General features: G+C 72.0%; 19 protein-coding genes. 8 read left to right on the top strand and 11 right to left on the bottom strand.

Annotation, left to right across the window (positions count from 1 at the left end; translation table 11 throughout):
* Positions 1-301: 301 nt before the first annotated feature.
* Together GTY67_RS09740 and GTY67_RS09735 are read left to right on the top strand one after the other, a co-directional pair.
* Entirely contained in the window at positions 302-1,672 is a 1,371-nt protein-coding gene (locus GTY67_RS09740; protein ID WP_343238657.1) for a DUF4157 domain-containing protein, read from the top strand.
* 88 nt (positions 1,673-1,760) lie between these two features.
* Positions 1,761-2,165 (top strand): hypothetical protein, encoded by a 405-nt coding sequence (locus tag GTY67_RS09735; protein WP_161278397.1) that lies wholly within the window; start codon positions 1,761-1,763, stop codon positions 2,163-2,165.
* Between the two features lie 65 nt (positions 2,166-2,230).
* Here GTY67_RS09735 and GTY67_RS09730 read toward each other — a convergent pair whose 3' ends face one another.
* The 5 genes from GTY67_RS09730 to GTY67_RS09710 all read right to left on the bottom strand — a co-directional run bounded on the left by GTY67_RS09730 (position 2,231) and on the right by GTY67_RS09710 (position 5,627).
* Positions 2,231-2,884 (bottom strand): CatB-related O-acetyltransferase, encoded by a 654-nt coding sequence (locus GTY67_RS09730; RefSeq protein WP_161278396.1) that lies wholly within the window; start codon positions 2,882-2,884, stop codon positions 2,231-2,233.
* A 237-nt stretch (positions 2,885-3,121) separates the two neighbouring features.
* A complete protein-coding gene (locus tag GTY67_RS09725) occupies positions 3,122-3,865 on the bottom strand; it encodes a DUF2071 domain-containing protein (RefSeq protein ID WP_161278395.1) in 744 nt (247 codons plus the stop codon).
* Positions 3,862-4,239: a metalloregulator ArsR/SmtB family transcription factor gene (locus GTY67_RS09720; protein ID WP_161278394.1), complete on the bottom strand. Its 378-nt coding sequence runs from the start codon at positions 4,237-4,239 to the stop codon at positions 3,862-3,864. Before GTY67_RS09720 ends, GTY67_RS09725 begins: the two co-directional genes overlap by 4 nt.
* Positions 4,240-4,404: 165 nt before the next feature.
* Entirely contained in the window at positions 4,405-5,046 is a 642-nt protein-coding gene (locus GTY67_RS09715; RefSeq protein WP_093687176.1) for a superoxide dismutase, read from the bottom strand.
* 206 nt (positions 5,047-5,252) lie between these two features.
* The gene (locus GTY67_RS09710) at positions 5,253-5,627 is read right to left on the bottom strand and encodes a hypothetical protein (protein ID WP_093687178.1); all 375 of its coding nucleotides are present in this window, start codon (positions 5,625-5,627) and stop codon (positions 5,253-5,255) included.
* A gap of 207 nt (positions 5,628-5,834) precedes the next feature.
* Between GTY67_RS09710 and tkt the strand changes: the two genes are divergently transcribed.
* A complete protein-coding gene (gene tkt / locus GTY67_RS09705) occupies positions 5,835-8,069 on the top strand; it encodes a transketolase (RefSeq protein ID WP_161278393.1) in 2,235 nt (744 codons plus the stop codon).
* Positions 8,070-8,123: 54 nt separating this feature from the next.
* Entirely contained in the window at positions 8,124-8,804 is a 681-nt protein-coding gene (locus tag GTY67_RS09700) for a DNA starvation/stationary phase protection protein (protein WP_161278392.1), read from the top strand.
* A gap of 39 nt (positions 8,805-8,843) precedes the next feature.
* Here GTY67_RS09700 and GTY67_RS09695 read toward each other — a convergent pair whose 3' ends face one another.
* Entirely contained in the window at positions 8,844-9,923 is a 1,080-nt protein-coding gene (locus GTY67_RS09695; RefSeq protein ID WP_161278391.1) for a glycerophosphodiester phosphodiesterase family protein, read from the bottom strand.
* 188 nt (positions 9,924-10,111) lie between these two features.
* On the opposite strand from GTY67_RS09695, the gene GTY67_RS09690 reads away from it, so the two are divergent.
* On the top strand, positions 10,112-11,983 hold the full coding sequence (locus GTY67_RS09690) for a hypothetical protein (RefSeq protein WP_161278390.1): 1,872 nt from the start codon (positions 10,112-10,114) through the stop codon (positions 11,981-11,983).
* A 21-nt stretch (positions 11,984-12,004) separates the two neighbouring features.
* On the opposite strand, the gene GTY67_RS09685 is transcribed toward GTY67_RS09690, so the two are convergent.
* Both GTY67_RS09685 and GTY67_RS09680 read right to left on the bottom strand, forming a co-directional pair.
* Positions 12,005-13,450 (bottom strand): amino acid permease, encoded by a 1,446-nt coding sequence (locus GTY67_RS09685; protein WP_161278389.1) that lies wholly within the window; start codon positions 13,448-13,450, stop codon positions 12,005-12,007.
* Between the two features lie 159 nt (positions 13,451-13,609).
* A complete protein-coding gene (locus tag GTY67_RS09680; RefSeq protein ID WP_161278388.1) occupies positions 13,610-15,040 on the bottom strand; it encodes an amino acid permease in 1,431 nt (476 codons plus the stop codon).
* A gap of 286 nt (positions 15,041-15,326) precedes the next feature.
* On the opposite strand from GTY67_RS09680, the gene GTY67_RS09675 reads away from it, so the two are divergent.
* Positions 15,327-15,920: a biotin transporter BioY gene (locus GTY67_RS09675; RefSeq protein ID WP_161278387.1), complete on the top strand. Its 594-nt coding sequence runs from the start codon at positions 15,327-15,329 to the stop codon at positions 15,918-15,920.
* Positions 15,921-15,939: 19 nt separating this feature from the next.
* On the opposite strand, the gene GTY67_RS09670 is transcribed toward GTY67_RS09675, so the two are convergent.
* Complete coding sequence (locus tag GTY67_RS09670; protein ID WP_161278386.1) at positions 15,940-17,274, bottom strand: FAD-binding oxidoreductase; 1,335 nt, start codon at positions 17,272-17,274, stop codon at positions 15,940-15,942.
* Between the two features lie 95 nt (positions 17,275-17,369).
* Positions 17,370-18,809: an amino acid permease gene (locus tag GTY67_RS09665; RefSeq protein WP_093687228.1), complete on the bottom strand. Its 1,440-nt coding sequence runs from the start codon at positions 18,807-18,809 to the stop codon at positions 17,370-17,372.
* 248 nt (positions 18,810-19,057) lie between these two features.
* Here GTY67_RS09665 and GTY67_RS09660 point away from each other — a divergent pair, with 248 nt between their 5' ends.
* Positions 19,058-19,546: a ribose-5-phosphate isomerase gene (locus tag GTY67_RS09660; RefSeq protein WP_093687230.1), complete on the top strand. Its 489-nt coding sequence runs from the start codon at positions 19,058-19,060 to the stop codon at positions 19,544-19,546.
* Positions 19,547-19,634: 88 nt separating this feature from the next.
* Positions 19,635-20,459 (top strand): DNA-formamidopyrimidine glycosylase family protein, encoded by an 825-nt coding sequence (locus GTY67_RS09655; RefSeq protein ID WP_161278385.1) that lies wholly within the window; start codon positions 19,635-19,637, stop codon positions 20,457-20,459.
* Between the two features lie 30 nt (positions 20,460-20,489).
* On the opposite strand, the gene GTY67_RS09650 is transcribed toward GTY67_RS09655, so the two are convergent.
* Complete coding sequence (locus GTY67_RS09650; RefSeq protein WP_161278384.1) at positions 20,490-21,725, bottom strand: GNAT family N-acetyltransferase; 1,236 nt, start codon at positions 21,723-21,725, stop codon at positions 20,490-20,492.
* Positions 21,726-21,807: the final 82 nt, after the last annotated feature.

Raw genomic sequence — 21,807 nt, 5'->3', positions numbered from 1 at the left:
GGCGCCTTCGGCGGCTGACGGGAATCGGCCGCGCGGCCCGAATCCTGGCTCCGAGAGGCTGTGTTCACCGTCCGGACACCTTCCGGGGGCAGAAATTTCTTCCCCCGGTCATGGCTGGGCGGCCCTTCCGTGCGTACGCGCTCGCAGGTAGGCAGGAGTAAGTCCCGCCGTGCCTCCTGAGAGGCACCGCCATGCACACTCCCGCACGCGGTAGTTCGACCGATGTCAGGGCGGAGCGCGCGGCCCGGGCCCGGCAGGTGGGGGAGAGGGGCCGGAGAGGTTGCAGTCCGGCGTTCCGGGGGTGTTGCACCAGCTTCAGCGGGCCCTGGGCAACGCGGCGGTGGCCCAGTTGGTCGCCCGGGAGCGGGAGGAGCCGGAGGAGCGTGGCGGGGGCGAGGACCGGCCCGTGCAGCGGGCGATGGCCCATCAGGTGCTGCGGTCGCCGGGGCGGCCGATTCAGGGGCCGTTGCGGCGGGAGATGGAGAGCCGGCTCGGCGCGGACTTCTCCGCCGTACGGATTCACGCGGACCCCGTCGCCCAGCGGTCCGCCGCCGAGGTCGGGGCGCGTGCCTACACCTCGGGCGAGCACGTGGTCGTGGGGGACGGCGGGAAGGACAAGCACACCCTCGCCCACGAGCTGACCCATGTCATCCAGCAGTGGAAGGGCCCGGTCTCCGCACCCGTCCAGTGTGTAGAAGCCGGGACAGGAGCCCACAAGCCAGGGACCCACACAGCAACGCCCGCCGCCGGGGCCGTCGCCCAGCGCAAGGGGAACGATCCCCTGGCGCCGGACCTCCCCGCCGAGGAGCCCCGTGCCGAAGGGCTGATGAGCCGGTGGAAGGCGCTCACCCGCACCCAGCCGGACCCTGGCGGCGTCGTCATGGCCGGGGTGCGGGCCGCCGTGGCCGACTACGACAGCGATACGAGACGCGACCCCGTCCACTGCCTGACGAAGCTCATGGAAATCCAGATGAAGATCGCGGAAGCCCGTACGGGGGCGAGCGATGCCGTCCTGGCCTTCCTGCAAAGTGCCAGGCGAGTCGTCGATGCCGAGTTCGACGTGGTTGCGCACCAGTCCGAGCGGGACAACGACCTCCCGGCCCAGGCGCGGGGCCCGTTCCAGGCGATGACTGACACCGGCATGCTGTGGAACCGCACGGAATGGCCCGACAGCGCCCCCGCCTTCGGCATGCAGGGGGCCTCCTACTTCCGCGAGCTGTCGGAGCTGAACCGGGCGGGGATGGCCAAGGAGATCGCCGGGCGGGGCACACAGGGCTGGGTCGCCGGGGTCGGGAGCAGGCTGACGGCCGCGCTGAACCAGAGCGTGCTGTGCCACTACACGTCCGCGCCCCGGGCCGCGCAGATGGTGACCGGGGGACGGATGAAGTCGAAGAGCGAACTGCTCCGGGACGACCCGGACGCGGAGAACAACTCGGAGGCGTACGACAAGCACGGCCTGGCCAACGAGGGCTTCGTCTTCTTCTTCCTGGAGGTGCCGGGGAGCCCGTTCCGCGACACGCGTTTCAGCAACGGCGAGGCGGCCCGTATCGAGATCCGGCTGACCGACTCCCCCCTCATGAGCCAGGGCTGGCTGATGCTCAGCGACTTCGCCCAGCGCGACTACCCGACCGTGCGCGCGAAGCCCCAAGGACCCGGCGCGGACGCAGAGTAAGCTCCCCGCCCGCGAGGCCGACTTCTCGGCCGACTTCTCCTTGCCGGTACGGAGGTTCGACCCCGGCGCGAACAGGGCCGAGTACGACATGGACCAAGGTGTCGCCGAGATGATGGCGGAGCAGGACGCCGAGCGCAGGGGCCAGATCATGTTCGTCATGGCCCAGGTGGCGGCCGACCAGCACAGCGCCATGACCTACGGAACCCCCGGCCCCGAGGCCAAGGCCTACTCCGAGCGGCTGCGTTCCAACACGCTGATGGGGCGCGACATCGTGCCGGGTCTCGTGGAACGGGCCGTTGTGGAGATCCAGCGCCTCTCGGACACCAATCCGCAGCTCGCCGCCGCGCTCAAGGCCACGTCCGGTGCCGACCTGATGCAGTACCTGCTCAAGGATCTTCTGCGCCCGCAGGCGATGCTGCCGAACTCCGTCGACCTCAGCGCCGCCAAGGTGGTCCGCAAGTCCACCCCGCAACCGGCGACCTCCATGGCCTGACCGGCGGCGGTGACGGTGGCGGTGGCGTCAGCGGGACATGGGACACGGGACACCACGCGGGCCCCTCACCCCGCGTCCCGTGCCGCCGCCTCCAGCTCCGCCACCGTGCCCGACATCACCGTACGGATGTGGCGCGTCAGATGGTCCGCCGGCCAGTCCCACCAGGCCACCGCCAGCAGCCGCGCGATGTCCGCCTCCTCGTAACGGGTGCGGAGCAGCCGGGCCGGGTTGCCGCCGACGATGCCGTAGTCCGGGACGTCCGAGACGACCACGGACCGCGAGCTGACGATCGCACCGTGCCCGATGCGGACGCCCGGCATGACGACCGCCTCGTAGCCGATCCACACGTCGTTGCCGATCACCGTGTCGCCCCGGTCGGGCAGGTTCGTCAGCAGGTCGAAGTGGTCGGCCCAGGAGCCGCCGAGCGTCGGGAACGGGAAGGTGGACGGGCCGTCCATCCGGTGGTTGGAGCCGTTCATGAGGAACCGCACCCCCGTGCCCAGCGCGCAGAACTTCCCGATCACCAGGCGCTCCGGCCCGTAGTGGTAGAGCACGTTCCGGGTCTCGAACTCCGCGGCGTGCTCCGGGTCGTCGTAGTACGAGTACGCTCCCACCTCGATCAGCTCCGAGGTGACCAGCGGCTTCAACTGCACCACGCGCGGCTGGCCGGGCATCGGGTGCAGGGCGGTGGGGTCGGCCGGGACGGGGGCAGAACTCATGGACTCGCTTCCGGGGAGGGGGCGCGGGCAGGCGTACGAAGGTCATCGTGGCAGCCTCGCCCGGCTGAGGCGCGGGGATTTCTTACGCCGCAACGACCCCATGAGGCACGGGGATTTCTCACGCCGCACCGGCCCCATGAGGCGCGCGGATTTCTTACGCCGCACCGGCCCCATGAGGCCACGGGGATCTCTCACGCCGCACCGGCCCCGTGGGGCGCGGGGTTCCTCACGCCCCTCCTACGCCACCCCCGCCCCGCACCCCACCCGCATCGGCTCCCCCTGCGACCAGTCCGCCGCCACGCCCCGCATCACCAGGGCGCTGTCCAGCACCGCACTGCCGGGCGGGAAGCGGTCCGGGTCCTCGAAGAACGAGGAGCGTACGGTACGGGGCCGGCCCGCCGTCACCTTCCAGGCGTCCGTGGAGAGTTCGAGGACGTCCAGGTGCGTGCCCCCGGCGTTGGGGGAGAGGCCCCGGCTGCCCAGGCGGAAGAACTCCGACGCCTCCGCCAGGTCCGTGAACAGCCCGCTCCCGCGCAGCTCCTCGGCCGGCTCCACCGTCGCGTCGACCTCCACCTCACCGTCCCGGGTCGCGAAGGCCACCCGTACCGCGTCGGCCTCCTCCCGCACCGTGAAGTCCGCCCGGCCGTGCTCACCGGGGTAGATCCGGCCGCCCGCGAAGGCGTTGAGGCGGGAGGCGGTGTCACGGCGCGGGATGTAGACGCCGCGCTCCACACCGTCCGGGCCGTCCCACTCGACGGAGATCCGGTGCGCCGCGTTCTCGCTGGTCAGCCCGGTCACCGCCGGGGCCCAGCCGGGGCGGACGCCGCCGATCCGGAGCAGGCAGATGCCCGCCACCGCCTGGCCGCGCACCAGTTGGGGCCGCAGCGGCGCGGGCAGCAGGGCCGCCGCGACGTGCGGGTCCACCCGGTAGTTCACCAAAAGGCGGCGTTCGATGGTGCTGGAGAGCCGGGGCCGGATCATGAGGCGTCGCCTTCGGGGGAGGGGCGCCACTTCGTGTGGCGGAGCACGATCTGTTCGGGGCACACCGCGCTCAGGAAGCGCCCCACGCACATGGCGAGGCGCTCCTCGGCGAGCGAGTAGAGGATGCGGTTGGCGTCACGGCGCTCGGTGACGAGCCCGGCCCCTTTGAGGACGCCCAGATGGCGCGAGATGGACGGGGCGCTGATCGAGAACCGGCTCGCGATCTCCCCGGCGGCCAGCTCGCCCCCGCGCAGATCCTCCAGGATCTGGCGCCTGGTGGGGTCGGCCAGCGCGCGGAAGGCGCTCGCCTCGTCATCGGAAGCGGGGGCAAGGCCGGAGGCGGAGGGAGAGGCAGCGCCGGAGGGTGGTTCCATGTCCCATGTTTAGCATATGAGCTAAATGGCTAACAACCCGGTTCAGCGCAGGGGAAAGCCCCCGCGAGTCACGTCCTCGCGGGGGCTCTCCGTCCATCCGCCTGCCGTGGTGAAGGTTGAGAAGACGATCACGAGGCAGGACGTCTGTGGTGCGCCGGCGTCACATCAGGGGGCGAGCAGCAGCACGTCCGCGCGCTCCTTGGCGGCGGCGTAACGCTTGGCCACGTCCTGCCAGTTGACGACCTGCCACATCGCCTCGATGAAGTCGACCTTCTGGTTCTTGTACTGGAGGTAGAAGGCGTGCTCCCAGGCGTCGAAGACCAGGATCGGGACCGAGCCCTGGCCCACGTTGCCCTGGTGGTCGTAGACCTGCTCCACGATGAGCTTGCCGCTGAGGGGCTCGTACGCGAGCACGCCCCAGCCGGAGCCCTGGGTGGTGGCCGAGGCCTTCGTGAGCTGGGACTTGAAGCCCGCGAACGTGCCGAAGGACTCGGTGATCGCGTCGGCGAGGTCGCCCACGCCGTCCGCCGCGAGGGGCTCGCCGCCGCCGTCGCCCGTCATGTTGTGCCAGTAGATCGAGTGCAGGATGTGGCCGGAGAGGTGGAACGCGAGGTTCTTCTGGAGGCCGTTGATGGCTCCCCAGGCCTCCTTGTCGCGGGCCTCCTCCAGCTGCTCCAGGGTGTCGTTCGCGCCCTTGACGTACGCGGCGTGGTGCTTGTCGTGGTGCAGCTCGATGATCTGCGGGTTGATGACCGGTTCGAGCGCCGCGTAGTCGTACGGGAGTTCCGGGAGCGTGTACGTGGCCATGATGCGAGCCCTCCGACTGCTGGGAATGCCGTCCAGTTGTTATTGCAACCTATATGCAAGAGCAGGCTAACAGCAGGAAGGTCCGTGAAGTGATCAGCCCTTCGGCCTAGGACCTGCCGAGGGTCCGGGGCGCGGCGGGCCGGGACATGCGTACGCGGGCCCGTCCGGCTGAACCGGACGGGCCCGCGTCGGTGGGTGCTGACGGCTCAGTGCGTCGGGTCGCCGCCCTTCCGCTCCTCCGGGTCGACACCCGTATGGGCGGACGCGTCCTTCTCGCCGCTGGGGCGCCGGGACCTGCCGCGTCGGCCGGTGCTGTGCATGTCGGAGTCCTTGCCGCGGTCCTCCCCGCGGCTCGTCGCGCTCTCCGTCGTGGTGCCTTCCAGGGAGGCGCGCTTCTCCTCCTCGGTCGGCTTCTTCCGGGGCCTGTCCGACTCGGGGGCGTACGTGTCCGGGTTGAAGGAGCGGTGCGCGCTGGGGTTGGGCCGCTGCGACGTCCCGTCGACATCGGGGGACCAGCCGTGCTGCTCCTCGCCCTTGAACCTGCTCGGCCCCTCGCCGTGCCGGGGCGGTTTCTTCGACATGGTGGGCCTCTCGTTCTCGTCGGGTGTCCTATTATCCTCCCTTTTCTTGTTATAAAGGCGTTCTGTCTTCTCGCCTGCCCCTCTCCCTGTGGGCGCCCATGTTTGGACGCCGCTTCCCGGGGGACCCGGCCAAGCAGCCGGGCGGCTCGGGGCCGGGGCCCGCAGGTGCGCCGCCCGCCCGCCAGCCCCACCGACCAGGAGGACTTGATGGCACCCCCCAACGCCCCCGAAGCGCCGGACGGCCCGGACCGCGGCCGCGACCCGAAGCTGGCCCTGCCGGTCGCGGACGCGGCGGGCTGGGGCCCCCTCGACGTCCGTGCCGTCGACACCGTGCGGCTGCTCGCCGCCGACGCCGTGCAGAAGGCGGGCCACGGCCACCCCGGCACCGCGATGAGCCTGGCCCCGCTGGCGTACCTGCTCTTCCAGCAGGTCATGCGCCACGACCCGGCCGACGACCAGTGGCTCGGCCGCGACCGCTTCGTGCTCTCCTGCGGCCACTCCAGCCTCACCCTCTACATTCAGCTGTACCTGAGCGGTTACGGCATGGAGCTGGAGGACCTGAAGGCGCTGCGCACCTGGGGCTCCTCCACCCCCGGCCACCCGGAGTACCGCCACACCCGGGGCGTCGAGATCACCACCGGGCCGCTCGGCCAGGGGCTCGCCTCCGCCGTCGGCATGGCCATGGCGGCCCGCCGCGAGCGCGGCCTCCTCGACCCCGACGCACCGGCCGGCACCAGCCCCTTCGACCACCACGTGTACGTCGTCGCCTCCGACGGCGACCTCATGGAAGGCGTGACGTCCGAGGCCAGTTCGCTGGCCGGACACCAGGAGCTGGGCAACCTCGTCGTCTTCTACGACTCGAACCACATCTCCATCGAGGACGACACCGACATCGCCTTCAGCGAGGACGTGACCGCCCGCTACGCCGCGTACGGCTGGCACGTCCAGACGGTCGACTTCACCCGCACCGGCGACTACGTGGAGGACGTCGACGCCCTCCTCGCCGCCGTCGAGGCCGCGAAGAACGAGACCGGCCGCCCCTCCCTGATCCTGCTGCGCACGATCATCGGCTGGCCCGCCCCGACCAAGCAGAACACCGGCAAGGCCCACGGCTCCGCGCTCGGCGACGACGAGGTCGCGGCCACCAAGAAGCTGCTCGGCTTCGACCCGGACGCCGACTTCACCGTCGAGGACGACGTACTGAAGCACGTCCGTGCGGTACGGGAGCGGGGCGCCGAGGCCCACCGCGCCTGGGAGCCCTCCTACCAGCGGTGGCGCTCCGACAACCCCGGGCGCGCCGCACTCCTGGACCGGCTGCTGGAGCAGAAGTTCCCCGACGGGTGGACCGACAGCCTGCCCGTCTTCGACGCCGACCCCAAGGGCATCGCCACCCGCAAGGCCTCCGGCGATGTGCTGACCGCACTGGCGCCCGTGCTGCCCGAGCTGTGGGGCGGCTCGGCCGACCTCGCGGGCAGCAACAACACCACCATGGAGGGCGAGCCGTCCTTCGTACCGGAGGGGAAGCAGACGGGCGAGTTCCCGGGCAACCCCTACGGCCGCACGCTCCACTTCGGCATCCGCGAGCACGCCATGGGCGCCGTCCTCAACGGCATCGCGCTCCAGAGCCTCACCCGCCCCTACGGCGGTACGTTCCTGATCTTCAGCGACTACATGCGCCCGGCCGTCCGCCTCGCCGCCCTGATGAAGCTGCCGGTCACCTACGTCTGGACCCACGACTCCATCGGCCTCGGCGAGGACGGCCCCACCCACCAGCCGGTGGAGCAGCTGGCCGCCCTCCGCGCGATCCCCGGCCTCGACGTCGTACGGCCCGCCGACGCCAACGAGACCTCCGTCTGCTGGCGCACCGTCCTGGAGCACCACGACCGCCCCGCCGGCCTCGCCCTCACCCGGCAGCCGCTGCCGGTCCTGGAGCGGGGCGAGGGCGAAGGCGCCTACGCCCCCGCCTCCGGAGCGGCCCGGGGCGGCTACGTCCTCGCCGACAGCCGCAAGGAGACGCCCGACGTCATCCTCATCGGCACCGGCTCCGAGGTCCACATCGCCCTGGAGGCGCGCGAGTTGCTGGCCGCCGAGGGCCATGACGCGCGGGTGGTCTCCCTGCCCTGCCGCGAGTGGTTCGCCGACCAGCCGTACGCGTACCAGGACGAGGTCCTGCCGCCCGCGGTACGGGCCAGGGTCAGCGTCGAGGCGGCCGTCGCCCAGGGCTGGCGGGACGTCGTCGGCGACGCGGGCCGCATGGTCAGCCTGGAGCACTTCGGCGCGTCCGCCCCCTACGAGCGCCTGTACGAGGAGTTCGGCATCACCCCGCGCGCGGTGGCCGACGCCGCCCTGGCGAGCATCCGCGACGCGGCGGGCCCCGTCCGGCCCGGCGGGGAGCGCGCCGGAGCCACTCCGACCGAAGGCGGCACCGCCGACGCCGGCTGAACCCCCACCCGGCACACACCCGTCCACTGTTTCCCGATGACGAAGAGGAGCCCCATGTCCCCCGCACGCACCCCCCGCTACACCGTCCCCGGCCTCGGCGTCGACGAGGGCCGTCAGGTCATCGACCTCCTGACGCTGCGCCTGCACGCGCTCAACGACCTCGCCCTGACGCTCAAGCACATCCACTGGAACGTGGTCGGGCCGCACTTCATCGCCGTCCACGAGATGCTGGACCCGCAGACCGCCGCCGTACGGGACATGGCCGACGCGGCCGCCGAGCGCATCTCCGCCCTCGGCGGCGAGCCGCAGGGCACGCCGGGCGTCCTGGTCAAGGAGCGCACCTGGGACGACTACAGCGTCGGCCGCGCCGATGCCATCGCCCACCTCGGCGCCCTGGACCTGGTCTACACGGGGATCATCGAGGACCACCGCGAGGCGGTCGAGAAGGCCGGCGAACTCGACCCGGTCACCGAGGACCTGCTCATCGAGCACCTGCGGGGGCTGGAGCAGTTCCAGTGGTTCGTCCGCGCCCACCTGGAGAGCAGCTCCGGCACCCTGTCGAACGCCGGCGCCGACACCGAGGAGGCGGCGGCCGCCGCCGCGTCCCCGAAGCGGACGACCGCCAAGCGCACCCCGGCGAAGAAGACCGCGCTGCCCACGCCCGCCAAGAAGACGGCGGGGACGGCGGCCAAGAAGACCGCCAAGAAGACGGCGAGCAAGCGCACCACGCGCTGAGGACCGGCGCCTGGCGCACCACGCGCTGAGAGCCGGCGCTTAACCGCGCAGTTCCTCCCGCGCCTGCACCGCGATGTCCGGGAAGTCCGTCACCACCGCGTCCACGCCCTGCCCGTAGTGGAAGGCGTACTCGGCGAACGCGTCGCCGAAGTCGTTCGGCGCGGTACCCCGGCGGTGGGCGGCCGGGAGGTACTGGTTCTCCGCGCGGAAGGTGTACGCGCCCACCTTCAGGCCCGCCGCGTGCGCGTCCGCGAGGAGCGTGTGCGGCGGGACCAGGGAGGACTTGTCCGGCCCGATCCACTGCGCGTACGACGCGATCTCGCGCAGCCCGGCCGGGCTCATCATGTCCTTATAGGTGACCGCGTGACCATAAGGGCCGCCGCTCGTGCCCAGCGCCTGCCAGAGGGGGAGGCCGAGCCGGGCGGCGGCGAAGCGGTGCAGGCTGGACGGTTCGAAGGACTGGACGACGCACTCCCGGGCGGTCAGCCGGTTGCGGCGGATCACCCGGATCAGCTCCTCCTCCAGCGGCAGCCCGATCGCGCGGAAGTACGTCGGGTGCTTGGTCTCCGGGAAGACCGCGATCCGCCGGCCCGACTCCTTGGACAGCCGCCGGGCCAGGTCGATCACCTCCTGGAAGGTCATCACCCGCCCCCGGCCGTCGAAGACCGTGTTCCGGTTGCGGACCAGCGGCAGCCGCTCCACCGTGCGCAGCGTTTTCAGCTCGCGCAGCGTGAAGTCCTCCGTGAACCAGCCGGTCACCGCCTTGCCGTCCACGGTCCTCGTGGTGCGGCGGTCCGCGAATTCCGGCCGCCCGCCGACATCCGTGGTCCCGCCGATCTCGTTCTCGTGCCGCACGACCAAGACATGGTCCTTCGTCGGTACGAGGTCCGGCTCGATCCAGTCGGCCCCGGCCCGTACGGCACAGGTGTACGAGTCGGCGGTGTGCTCGGGGCGCCAGCCCGCCGCCCCTCGGTGGCCGATCACCAGGGGGCCGGAGGGATGGCGGGGGCCCGGCGCGGGGGCCGACGCGACGGCGGGGGCGGTGGCGGCGGCGGTGGCGGCGGCGGTGACGGCCGCGGTGGCCAGGAGGACCGAACGACGCCTCGGTGCAGCGGACATGACAGCTCCTCAGGTGGCGGAACCACCACGGAAGCGAGGGCGGATGACCTTCCGGCGTACGGAGTCCGACCCTGCCGTGTCCGGTGGCCCACGTGTGTGTTCCCCGGCCGCGCCCAGCACCCGTACCGGAACCGTGAGCTCCGGGCCCCGGACCGGGTCCGTACGCCGCTCCTGGCCATAATGCGCTGGTGAACAGTCCCCCCGTCCCGCTGCCCGCCGAACACATACCCCCCGGCACCGCCGCCTGGCAGACCCCCGACGCCCAGCGCTGGCTCGCCGCCGTGCCCGCCCGGTGGGCTCACCCGCTCTGGGCGGTGCTGGCGCTGCTCGTCCCGATGGTCTGGTACATCGCGGCGTCTCCCCTCACCCCTTGTACGTCCGCCCAGCCGTGCGGCACCGACTGGCCGGGGATCGGGATGACGGTCGTGCTGGTGCTGACCCCGTACTGGGTGTGGCGGCAGCCCCGGCTCGCCCTCGTGGGGCTGGCGGCCGGGCTGGTCGGGTACGCCGGGGACGGCGGCTTCACCGAGTCGTTCGGCGAACCGTACGCGCTGGCCTACCCCCTGGCCGCTGCGTTCACCACCGCCGGGATCGTCCACCGGCTCACCCTCGCCGGGCGGCAGCGGGCCCTGGCCCTGGAGGCGGCCGGGCCGGTCGAACAGCCGCTGCCCGCCGCCGCACGGACGTTCCGCCGGGGCCGGTTCTCCTTCGGTCTGGCCGCACTGATGCTGGCCGTCGCCGGGTTCGGCTACTGGCAGGCCCAGCAGGTCGCCGACGCGTACGAGGAGCGGGCCGCGCGCGCCACACAGCTGACCGGCCGGGTGGTGGCCCAGGAGCAGGACGACGACGGCGACGACATCCTGAAGGTGGAGGCCGACGAGCGGACCCACCGCTTCGAGACGGCCGTCCCCGAGGACTTCCCCGTCGGCAGCCGGGTCGACATCGTGGTGGACGGCGACTGGGCGGCGCTGGTCGCGGAGCCGTACGACGCGTTCGGCTGGGAGGCGCTGGTGGTGGGCGGCACCGCCGCCGCGCTGGCGTTCTTCGCGAACGGCGTGGACGGGCGGACGCGTTCGGCGCGGCTGCGCCGCCGTCCGCTGCCGGTGCTGCGCGTCCTGGTGCGCGAGGACCACGAGGACGGCCGGACCTGGGTGTTCGCGGCCGACGACCCGGAGGCCCTCCGGCCGATCCTGCACTTCCACTCGCTGCACGCCTTCGAGGACGAGGACGAGGAGGCGGACGGCGACGGCGACGACGCGGACGCCGTCGACCTCACCAAGGTCCGGCAGATCCTCTCCGGCGACGACCCGCCCCCGCCGCTGCGGGAGGCCGTCCTGTACGGCGCCCCCTACGCCGGTGCCGAAGTCGCCCTCGCCGCACGCCTCGACGCGGACGAGCCCGAGGTCCTGGTCGAGTGCAGCGTCACCGCCGTGAAGCCGGCCACCCCGGGGCCGGTGAAGCGCGGCCCCAGGCGCCCCGAGCGGAAGAACGCGCAGCGGCCCGTCGAGGAGATCGTCGCCGCCATGACGCCCGGCACGGGCCTGCGGGTGTGGAAGGCGCACGGCTTCTCGCGCGCGGTGGGCCTCGGCCTGCTGGTGGTGCAGGGCGGCGGGATCTGGGCCATGGTCGACGACGGGCCCTCGTGGCACTGGCTGTGGCTGCCGCTGGCCCTGCCCTGGCTGATCTCGGCGGTGGCGACGGCGCTCACCTGGCGGATCACCGCAGACCGCGACGGGCTCTGGGTGACCGGGGCCTGGCGCGTGCGGCGGGTCGCGTGGGACGCGGCCACCGCCGTACGCCACTCCGAGGACACCATCCGCGTCGGCACGGGCAAGGACCACCCCAACGTCGAGTTGTCGCCCACCGGCTGGGCGTGGCTGGAGCGCCGCGTGGGCCGTGAGCCGTACGCGGTGCGCGCCGCCGAGGAGGTGCAGGCGCTGGTGCTCCGCCCGGAGCTGCGGCCCGCCGAGGAGGCGCCGACGGCCCGGCAGGGCATGCCGGTCGGGCCGCCGCTGGTGGCCGTTTCGCTGCTGTGGGGCGCGGCGGTGCTGCTCCTGTGACCACCGCCGCGCCCCGGGCGGCTACGTCCGCTGCGCGGGGATCTCCGCCGCGGCCTCGCCGTCCCGGCGCCGCCGCTGACGTACGACACCGATGACGATCAGCACCGCAGTCAGCGCACCCGTGGCCAGCAGCTGGTCACGGGTGTCCGGCTGGCGCAGCATCAGCAGGAAGATGGCCGCCATGCCCGCGAGCGCCACGATCGTGAGGACCGGGAAGAGCCACATCCGTACGACCAGCTTCTCCGGCGTCTCGCGCTCGGTGCGGCGGCGCAGGATCAGCTGCGAGACGGCGATGAAGATCCACACGACCAGGATCACCGCGCCGATCATGTTCAGCAGCCACGGGAACACGTCGTCCGGCCGCCAGTAGCTGAGCAGCACGCACAGGAAGCCGAACACCGAGGAGAACAGCACCGCGTTGCGCGGCACCCCGGAGGAGATCCGGCCGAGCAGCGCGGGCCCCTGGCCCCGGGCGACCAGGGACCGCGCCATCCGCGAGGCGCCGTAGATGTTGGCGTTCATCGCGGAGAGCAGGGCGATGAGGATGACCACGTTCATGATCTGCGCGGCACCGCCGATGCCCAGGTGGTCCAGCATCGCGTAGAAGGGGCCGACCTCGGCGACCTTCGGGTCGTCCCAGGGGACCAGGGTGACGATGACGGCCATGGAGCCGATGTAGAAGACCGCGATGCGCCACATCGCCGTACGGACCGCCTTCGCCACGCCCTGCACCGGGTTCTCCGACTCGGCGGCGGCGATGGTGACGGTCTCCAGACCGCCGTACGCGAAGACGGAGGCGAGGAGTCCGATGATGAAGCCGTCCATGCCCTTGGGCAGGAAGCCGCCGTCGCCGGTGAGGTTGGTCAGGCCGGGCGCGTCCGTGTCCGGGAGCACGCCGAGGATCGCGAGCAGGCCGAGCACCAGGAACAGGGTGATCGCGATGACCTTCAGGGCGGCGAACCAGAACTCGAACTCACCGAAATTCTTCACGGCCGCCAGGTTCGTCCCCAGGAAGACCACCATGAAGAGGGCGACCCAGGCCCACTCCGGCGTCCCGGGCAGCCAGCCGCTGACGATCTGGGCGGCGCCGATGCCCTCCAGCCCGACGGCCACGCAGAGCAGGAACCAGAAGGACCAGCCCGCGGTGAACCCGGCCCAGGGGCCGATCGCCCGTTCGGCGTGCACGGAGAAGGAGCCGGAGGCCGGGTTGGCGGCGGACATCTCGCCGAGCATGCGCATCACCATCATGACGAGCAGCCCGGAGAGCGCGTACGCGACGACGATCGAGGGCCCGGCGGCGGCGATCCCGGCCCCGGAGCCCACGAAGAGCCCGGCGCCGATGACCCCGCCGAGGGCGATCATCGAGAGGTGGCGCTGTTTGAGACCGTGGGTGAGCGCGGAGTCCGTCGAGGGTCCGGTGGGGGCCGCGGAGTCAGCGGTGGGGGGAGACACGGAGGTCCGAGACATGGACAAGCTCTGTTCGGTAGCTGAGACGGGGGACGAACCCACAGTCTGAACATCCGCACCGCTCACACGGAACGGGTGTCCGCTATACGGGCACGAAGCTCACACAAGGTGCACATCCGCCTACCGGTCGGTAAGAGCCGACCCCATGCGCTCCCGCGCCTACCGGCCGGTGGTAGCCGACCTCTTGCGCTCCCGCCACTGGCGCCCCACCGCCACCAGCAGCACCAGCGCCGTCGCCCCCGCCGACCACAGCACCTGCGGCCGCGCGTCGGCGTCCGTCAGCATCAGCAGCAGCACCCCCAGCAACCCTGCCAGCGTCAGCCAGGTCAGATACGGGAAGCACCACATCCGCAGCGCCAGCGCCCCCGGCGCCTCCCGCTCCAGCCGGGCGCGCAGCCGCAGTTGGGAGGCGGCGATCAGCGCCCAGACGAACAGCAGCACCGCGCCGACCGAGTTGAGCATGTAGAGGAACACGGTGTCCGGCCAGAGCAGATTGAGCAGTACGGAGACGAAGCCGAAGGCCACCGACGCCAGCACCGCCCGCCGGGGAACCCCGCCCGCCTTCCCCGGAGAGCCGCCCGACACCTTCAGCAGCCCGCGCGGCGCCTCCCCGCGCTCCGCCAGCGAGAACACCATCCGCGAGGACCCGTACAGATTGGCGTTGAGCGCCGAGAGCAGCGCCACGAACACCACGATGTTCATGATCTGCCCGGCGGACGGCACCCCGATCGAGTCCAGCACCTTCACATACGGGCTCAGCCCGGCCTGCTGGGCGGTCCACGGCAGCACGGTGACGATGACCAGCATGGAACCGACGTAGAAGAAGAGGATGCGCACCACCGCACTGCGCACCGCCCGCCCCACCGCGCGCGCCGGGTCGTCGGTCTCGGCGGCGGCGATGGTGACGACCTCCAGGCCGCCGAAGGCGAAGACCACGGTCAGCACACCCGCCACGACCCCGCTCCAGCCGTTCGGCAGGAAGCCGCCCTGCCCGGTCAGGTTGGTCATCCCGACCGGGTCGGTGTCCGGGAGCCACCCGAGGACGGCCAGCACCCCGAGCCCCAGGAAGACGACGATCGCGCCGACCTTCAAGGAGGCGAACCAGAACTCGAACTCGCCGAAGTTCTTCACCGCCGTCAGGTTGGCGGCGGTGAACACGACCATGAACAGCAGCACCCACGCCCACGGTTCGACCGCCGGCACCCACCCGTGGGCGATCTGCGCGGCGGCCGTCGCCTCCACGGCGAGGACCACCACCAGCAGGAACCAGTACAGCCAGCCCACGCTGAACCCGGCCCACCGTCCGAGCGTCCGCTCCGCGTGCACGGAGAAGGAGCCGGAGGCGGGCATCGCGGCGGACATCTCGCCGAGCATCCGCATCACCAGCATCGCGAGCGCGCCCGCGATCAGATACGAGACGACGATGGCGGGCCCCGCCACGGCGATCCCGGCACCCGACCCCACGAACAGCCCGGCCCCGATCACCCCGCCGAGCCCGAGCATCGTGAGGTGACGCTGCTTCAGCCCGTGTTCGAGGGGCTCGGCGGGGGTCGCGGGAGCCCCGGACGGGGTGGGGGGAGCCTCGTGCATGGCGTGCGGGTCACTCTCGGATCATTTATGGGGAACCTACAGTCTGCGGCCGAGGTCCCCCTCCCGCCAAAACGGACCACCCACTGCCTCACCTCCGTGACGAGCATCACGCCCAGAGGTGATTGTGCGGCGGCCTTTGTGTGAACCCCACCAACCCGCCAACCACCGCTTTGTGGGCGGCTGATGGTGATCGCTCGTTCACTGCTGGGCTAACGTCGGCAGCAGTCCCACCCCACCTGCCTGGCGGAGCCGTCCCAGCCTGCCTGCCCTCACCCGCGGAGTCCCGATGAGCACTGCTGCCGCCCCCGTCCGTTCCGGAGCGGTCCTCGCCGACCTGCTGCCCGCAGCCCGGCACCGCTACGCCGTCGACGCGGCCCTCGTGCTCGGTGGCGCCGCCCTCACCGGCATCGCGGCCCAGATCGCCGTCCCGGTCCCCGGCTCCCCGGTCCCCGTCACCGGCCAGACCTTCGCCGCGCTCCTCATCGGCACCGCGCTCGGCGCCCGCCGGGGCTTCCTCTCCCTCGCGGTGTACGCGCTCGTCGGCATGGCCGGGATGCCGTGGTTCGCCGAGGGCACCTCGGGCTACGCGATGCCGTCCCTGGGCTACATCCTCGGGATGCTGCTCGCCGCCACCGTCGTCGGCGCCCTCGCCCGCCGGGGCGGTGACCGCTCGGTGCTGCGCACGGCGGGCACCATGGTGGTCGGCTCCGCGATCATCTACGCCGTCGGCGTGCCCTACCTGGCGCTGGCCACCGGCATGTCCCTGAGCGCGGCCGTCGCGGCCGGGCTGACCCCGTTCCTCATCGGCGACGCGCTCAAGGCGGCCCTGGCGATGGGCGCCCTGCCCGCCTCCTGGAAGCTGCTGGGCCGCCGAGGCTGACAGCCCGCTGTCTGAAGACTCAGGCCCCGTAAGGGCCACCGAAGAGGCCCGCCGGATCGTACTGGGAGACCAGACCGGCGAGCCTCTTCGCCGTCTCCGGCTCATGGAAACCGGCGGTACGGTCCCCGCCGCCGAAGGAGAAGTTCAGCGACCGCCCCAGGACGGCCGGCTCCAGCACCCGCCCCACCTCCCCGTACAGCGCGCGCACCGCGCCCACATCCGTACCGTCCAGCGGCGACAGCAGCCGCAGCAGGAACCGGGCGTCGCGGTACGGCACGGCGCTGGGCACCTCCGGCCGCGCGGCCAGCGCCCCGCCCAGGTGGTTGAACTGCACCACGGTCATCATCGGCGCCCGGGGCCCGGCCAGTTCGAAGGCCCGTACGGTCCGCTCCGCGTCCGGCTCGCCGAGCACCGCACTGTCCCCGTAGTACGCGTGCGGGAACGGCGGGTCGCTGTGGATGGTGTGGCTCTCGGTGTACGGCATCTCCCGCAGCGAGTCCGACAGGACGGGGGAGTCCGCCGCCCCGCGTGGACCACCCGCCCCGATCGCCCGCAGCGGCGCCACCAGCCGCTCGCCCTCCGCCACGTCCCCCGTGAAGGCCACCCGCGCGGAGATCACGTACCGGCCGCGCAGTTCCTCGGGCAGCTGGGGCATGGCCGGGTAGACGAGCGCGGCCAGCGACGACGTCACGGTCTCCGGCACGGTCCGCGTCCACTCCAGATAGCCGCGCACCACCTCGCCCGCGCACGCCCCGTCGAAGACGACCGATCCGCCGTACAGCCGCTCCACCGCCGCCAGCCCGATCTCCATACCGGTCACCACCCCCAGTCGGTGCCCGCCCCCGCGCAGCCCCCAGAACAGCTCCGGCTCGCGCTCCGGCGTGACCCGGCGCGCGGTGCCGTCGGCGGTCACCACGTCCAGCGAGCGCACGTGGTCGGCCGCGTACCCGAACTCCCGGGCCAGGATGCCGAGCCCGCCGCCCAGCGTGTAGGAGACGGCGCCCACGGAGGGGGAGGAGCCGTTGAGCGGGGCGAGCCCGTGCGGGGCCGCCGCCTCGATCACCCGGCCCCAGCTCGCGCCCGCGCCGATCCGGGCGGTGCGGCGGGCCGGGTCGATCTCGACGGAGTCCAGGGCGCCGGTGGCGATGAGGACCCCGCCCTCGACGGGGCCGGGGAGGCCGTGGCCGGAGGCGTGCGCGGCGACATGGAGCCCGCGCCCGCCGGCGTACGCCACGGCTTCCCGTACCTCCTCGGGCGTGGCGGCCTCCACCAGCCGGTCGGGCCGGATGGGGAAGCCGGTCTGGAAGGTGGGGGGTTCTGCGGGTCCGGGGTGCCCTGCGGATGCGGAAACCATGAGGGAGGCTCTCCTTCGCTCGCACTTTTCGCGGTACGAAGGAAAGCCTCCCCGATATACGTGACATCTACAGTCACGTATCACTCACGTACGTGTCACTCGGCGGGGGTGACCGCCTTGCGGCTGCGCGCCTCGCGCACCAGCGAGATGCCCACCACCAGCGCCGCGACCAGCAGCGACAGCACGACCTGCTCGCGGGCGGCGTCGTCGGTGAGCATGTAGACCAGGACGAAGGAGATCATCGCGATCGTCGCCCAGGTCAGATACGGGAAGAGCCACATCCGTACGACCAGCTTGCCCGGACTCTCGCGCAGGATGATCCCGCGCATCCGCAGCTGGGTGAAGCAGATGACCAGCCAGACGAAGAGTGCCACCGCACCCGAGGAGTTCAGCAGGAACTGGAACACCGTGTCGGGCCACTGGTAGTTGAAGAACACCGCCACGAAGCCGAAGACGACCGAGGACAGGATCGCCGCCTGCGGCACACCCCGCGTGTTGACCTTGGCGAAGGACTTCGGGGCGTCGCCCCGCTCACCGAGCGAGAACGCCATCCTGGAGGCCGTGTACAGGCCGGAGTTGAGACAGGAGAGCACGGCCGTCAGCACGATGAAGTCCATGACCTGGCCCGCGTGCGGGATGCCGATCGAGTCGAGGGCGGCCACATAGCTGCCCTTCTCCAGGATCGACGGGTCGTTCCACGGCAGCAGCGTCAGCACGACGAAGATGGAGCCCAGGTAGAAGACGGCGATACGCCAGATCACGCTGTTGGTGGCCTTCGACACGGCCCGCTGCGGGTCCGCCGACTCACCGGCCGCCAGGGTCACGATCTCGCTGCCCATGAACGAGAAGACCACCATCAGCACACCGGTGAGGATGGCCCCCGGCCCTTCGGGGAAGAACCCGCCGGAGTCCGTGAGATGGGCCAGCCCCGAGCCGGGGTTGTCCGAACCGGGCAGGAACCCGAAGACGGCGAGCAGACCGACGACCACGAACGCGCCGATCGCCACGACCTTGATCCCGGCGAACCAGAACTCGAACTCGCCGTAACTGCCCACCGAGACCAGGTTGGTGGCGGTCAGCACGACCATCACGATCAGCGCCCAGGCCCACTGCGGGACACCCGGGATCCAGCTCTCCAGGATCTTGGCGCCGGCCGTGGCCTCGACGGCGAGCACCACGACCCAGAAGAACCAGTAGAGCCAGCCGATGGAGAAACCGGCCCAACGGCCCAGCGCCTGGTCGGCGTAGGCGGAGAAGGAGCCGGAGCTGGGGCGGGCGGCGGCCATCTCGCCGAGCATCCGCATCACGAGGACGACCATCAGGCCGACCATCGCGTACGAGAGCAGGATCGCCGGACCGGCGGCCGCGATCCCCGCGCTGGAGCCCACGAAGAGGCCCGCGCCGATCACACCGCCGATCGCGATCATCGAGAGGTGGCGGTTCTTCAGGCCGGCCTGAAGCCCGCCGGAGGAGTCGGGCCGATCCGGCTCACCGGGCTCGTGACCCGGCTCCGCCAGCGTCGTCTGCGACGTCATGGGGGGAAGTCCTAACGTTTCCGTGCATGAGGGTGTGCCCTGCTCCACGTGGGGTGGTGCGGAAGACAAGGCCACGCATTCAAGCCCGGAAGACGGCAGAAACGGAACCCTCTGCTCCGGATGATTTGCCTGATCATTACCCAAGTGGCGTTCGCCACACCGGCCGACCGGGGCGGCACCGCCCCCGACCTGACAGGCTCCGACCCCGCTGACCGCTACCCCGCGAAGTTCGTGCCACACTTCGCACCATGCGCGTGTACCTCGGATCCGACCATGCCGGTTACGAACTCAAGAACCACCTCGTCGAGTGGCTCGGTGCCCACGGGCACGAGGCCGTCGACTGCGGCCCCCACATCTACGACGCCCAGGACGACTATCCGCCGTTCTGCCTCCGTGCCGCCGAGAAGACGGCCGCGGACCCGGACAGCCTCGGCATCGTGATCGGGGGCTCCGGCAACGGCGAGCAGATCGCCGCCAACAAGGTCAAGGGCGTCCGCGCCGCACTGGCCTGGAGCGAGCAGACCGCCGCCCTCGGCCGTGAGCACAACAACGCCAACGTCGTCGCGATCGGCGGCCGGATGCACACGGTGGAGGAGTCCACCAAGTTCGTCGAGATCTTCCTCTCCACGCCGTACTCGAACGAGGAGCGCCACACGCGCCGCATCGAGATGCTCTCGGCGTACGAGGCCACCGGAGAACTCCCCCCGATCCCGGCCCACCACCCGCAGCAGGGCTGACCCCCACGCAACCTGTGCCGCCGGGTCCCGAACCCGGCGGCACGGCCATGCCGTCCACCCTTCGCAGGAACCACAGGAGCAGCCCGCCGTGCCCGAGGGACACACGATCCACCGCCTCGCCCAGGACCACGCCGAGCGGTTCGCGGGCGGACCGGTCCGGGTGAGCAGCCCGCAGGGCAAGTTCTCCGACAGCGCGGCCCTCCTCGACGGGCACACCCTCACCACCACCGACGCCCACGGCAAGCACCTCTTCCTGGGCTTCGGGGACACCGGCTGGGTCCACATCCACCTCGGCCTCTTCGGCAAGCTCGGCTTCGGCACCGCGCCGCCCCCGCCGCCCACCGAGACCGTCCGCCTCCGCCTGGTCAACGCGGCCCACCACGCCGATCTGCGCGGGCCCACCACCTGCGCCCTGATCACCGAGCCCGAGAAGCGCGCGATACACGAGCGCCTCGGCCCGGACCCGCTCCGGGGCGACGAGGACGGCGAGCGCGCCTGGCAGCGGATCTCCCGCAGCCGGACCACCGTCGCCGCCCTCCTGATGGACCAGAAGGTCATCGCGGGCGTCGGCAACGTCTACCGGGCCGAGGTCCTCTTCCGCCACGGCATCGACCCGTACCGCGCGGGCAAGGACCTCACCCGCGCCGAGTGGGACGCCATCTGGGCGGACCTGGTGGAGCTGATGCGTGAGGGCGTGACGAACAACCGGATCGACACCGTCCGCCCCGAGCACCTCCCCGAGGCGATGGGCCGCCCGCCCCGCAAGGACGACCACGGCGGCGAGGTCTACGTCTACCGCCGGGCCGGCCTGCCCTGCCACATCTGCGCGAGCGAGATCCGGACGGCGGACCTCGCCGCCCGCAACCTCTTCTGGTGCCCGCGCTGCCAGGACCCGGGGCTGTCGGGCGCCTGACGCCTCTCCGGCGCCCGGTCCCCGGTCGTCTCAGAAGCTGTGCGGCAGCCACGGCTCCACATGCCACGAGAACGCGGCCGAGGCCTCCTCCACCGCGCCCGGACGCACCTCCCGCACCCGGCCCGCCGCCGCGAGCGAGGTGAACGACACCCCGCCCAGGTAGGCGGCGCCCAGCTCCCGTACCGACAGCTCCAGATCCGGCGCGCGATCCGGCGCACGCCGGCACGAGGCACCGCCCTTCGCGTCCGCCACCAGATGCCAGCGCCCCGCGTTCCACGGGCAGAAGGCGTCCTCCACCTCCAGCACCACATCCACCGGCGTCCGGTACGCCCGGGCCTCCAGCGCCGCCCCCACCTCCACCAGCCGTACGTAGAGCGAGTCCTGCACCCGCGCCTCGCACCGCCGCACATCCGAGACCAGCTGCATCAGCGGCTCGTCCACCGGCCGCCCGCCCGCCGCCACGGCCGACGTCAGGTCGATGCCGAACAGGAACCGCCACAGCGCCGCGTACGACGCCGGGTCCAGCGCCGCCAGATCCCGCAGCACCACCGTCCCCTTGGGCCCCGCCCGGTCCCAGTCCGGCCGCACCCGGAACGTGGCGTACCCCGCCACCTCCCCGTCCCGCTCCGCGAGCACGCACTGCAACGGGGAGGCGCCCGCCCGGTCCTGCTCCGTGTCGATCACCGCGGCCTGCTCCCACTTCGGCTGCCGCACCGGCGTGCCCGGACGCTCGGCGGCGAGCCGCCCGTACACGTCCTCGCAGGCGGGCAGGGCCGCCACCGGGTCCGCGTAGCGCACCCGCACCTCGTCCGTGCCCGGCGGCAGGTCCAGCTGTACGCGGGCGGTGTCGACGTCCAGGCTCAGGGCCCGGGTCGCGGCGCCGTACCCGAAGCGCCCGTAGATCGCCGGCTCCGAAGCGGTCAGCACGGCGAGCGGCTCGCCCCAGGACCGTACGTCGTCCAACTGGCGCCGCATCATCGTCCGCAGCAGCCCCCGCCGCCGGTGCGTCCCGGCCACGCTCACCATCGTCACCCCGGCCGTGGGCACCGCCGCCCCGCCGGGCACGGTCAGCCGGAAGCTGTACGCCCCCGCCGTACCGACGCACGCCTCCCCGTCCCAGAGCCCGATGAACCGGTCGAACTCGACCAGCTCCCGCCAGAGCGCACGCGACTCCGGGGCGGACAGCACACCCCCGAACGCCCGCTCCAGGCAGGGGAACCAGACGTCCCAGTCAGCAGGTCGCAGCACACGGAGTTCAGAAGTCATAGGCCATCCCTACCAGGGCCGGCCGCACCGGACGACCCGATTTCGCGCGCATTGTCACCGGGGTCCCCCTGCACCGGAGGCG

Origin of the sequence: Streptomyces sp. SID8374, from assembly GCF_009865135.1 — a bacterium.
GTDB lineage: Bacteria > Actinomycetota > Actinomycetes > Streptomycetales > Streptomycetaceae > Streptomyces.
The sequence above is the reverse complement of the archived record's forward strand: the minus strand, read 5'-3'. Positions and strand labels throughout refer to the sequence as shown.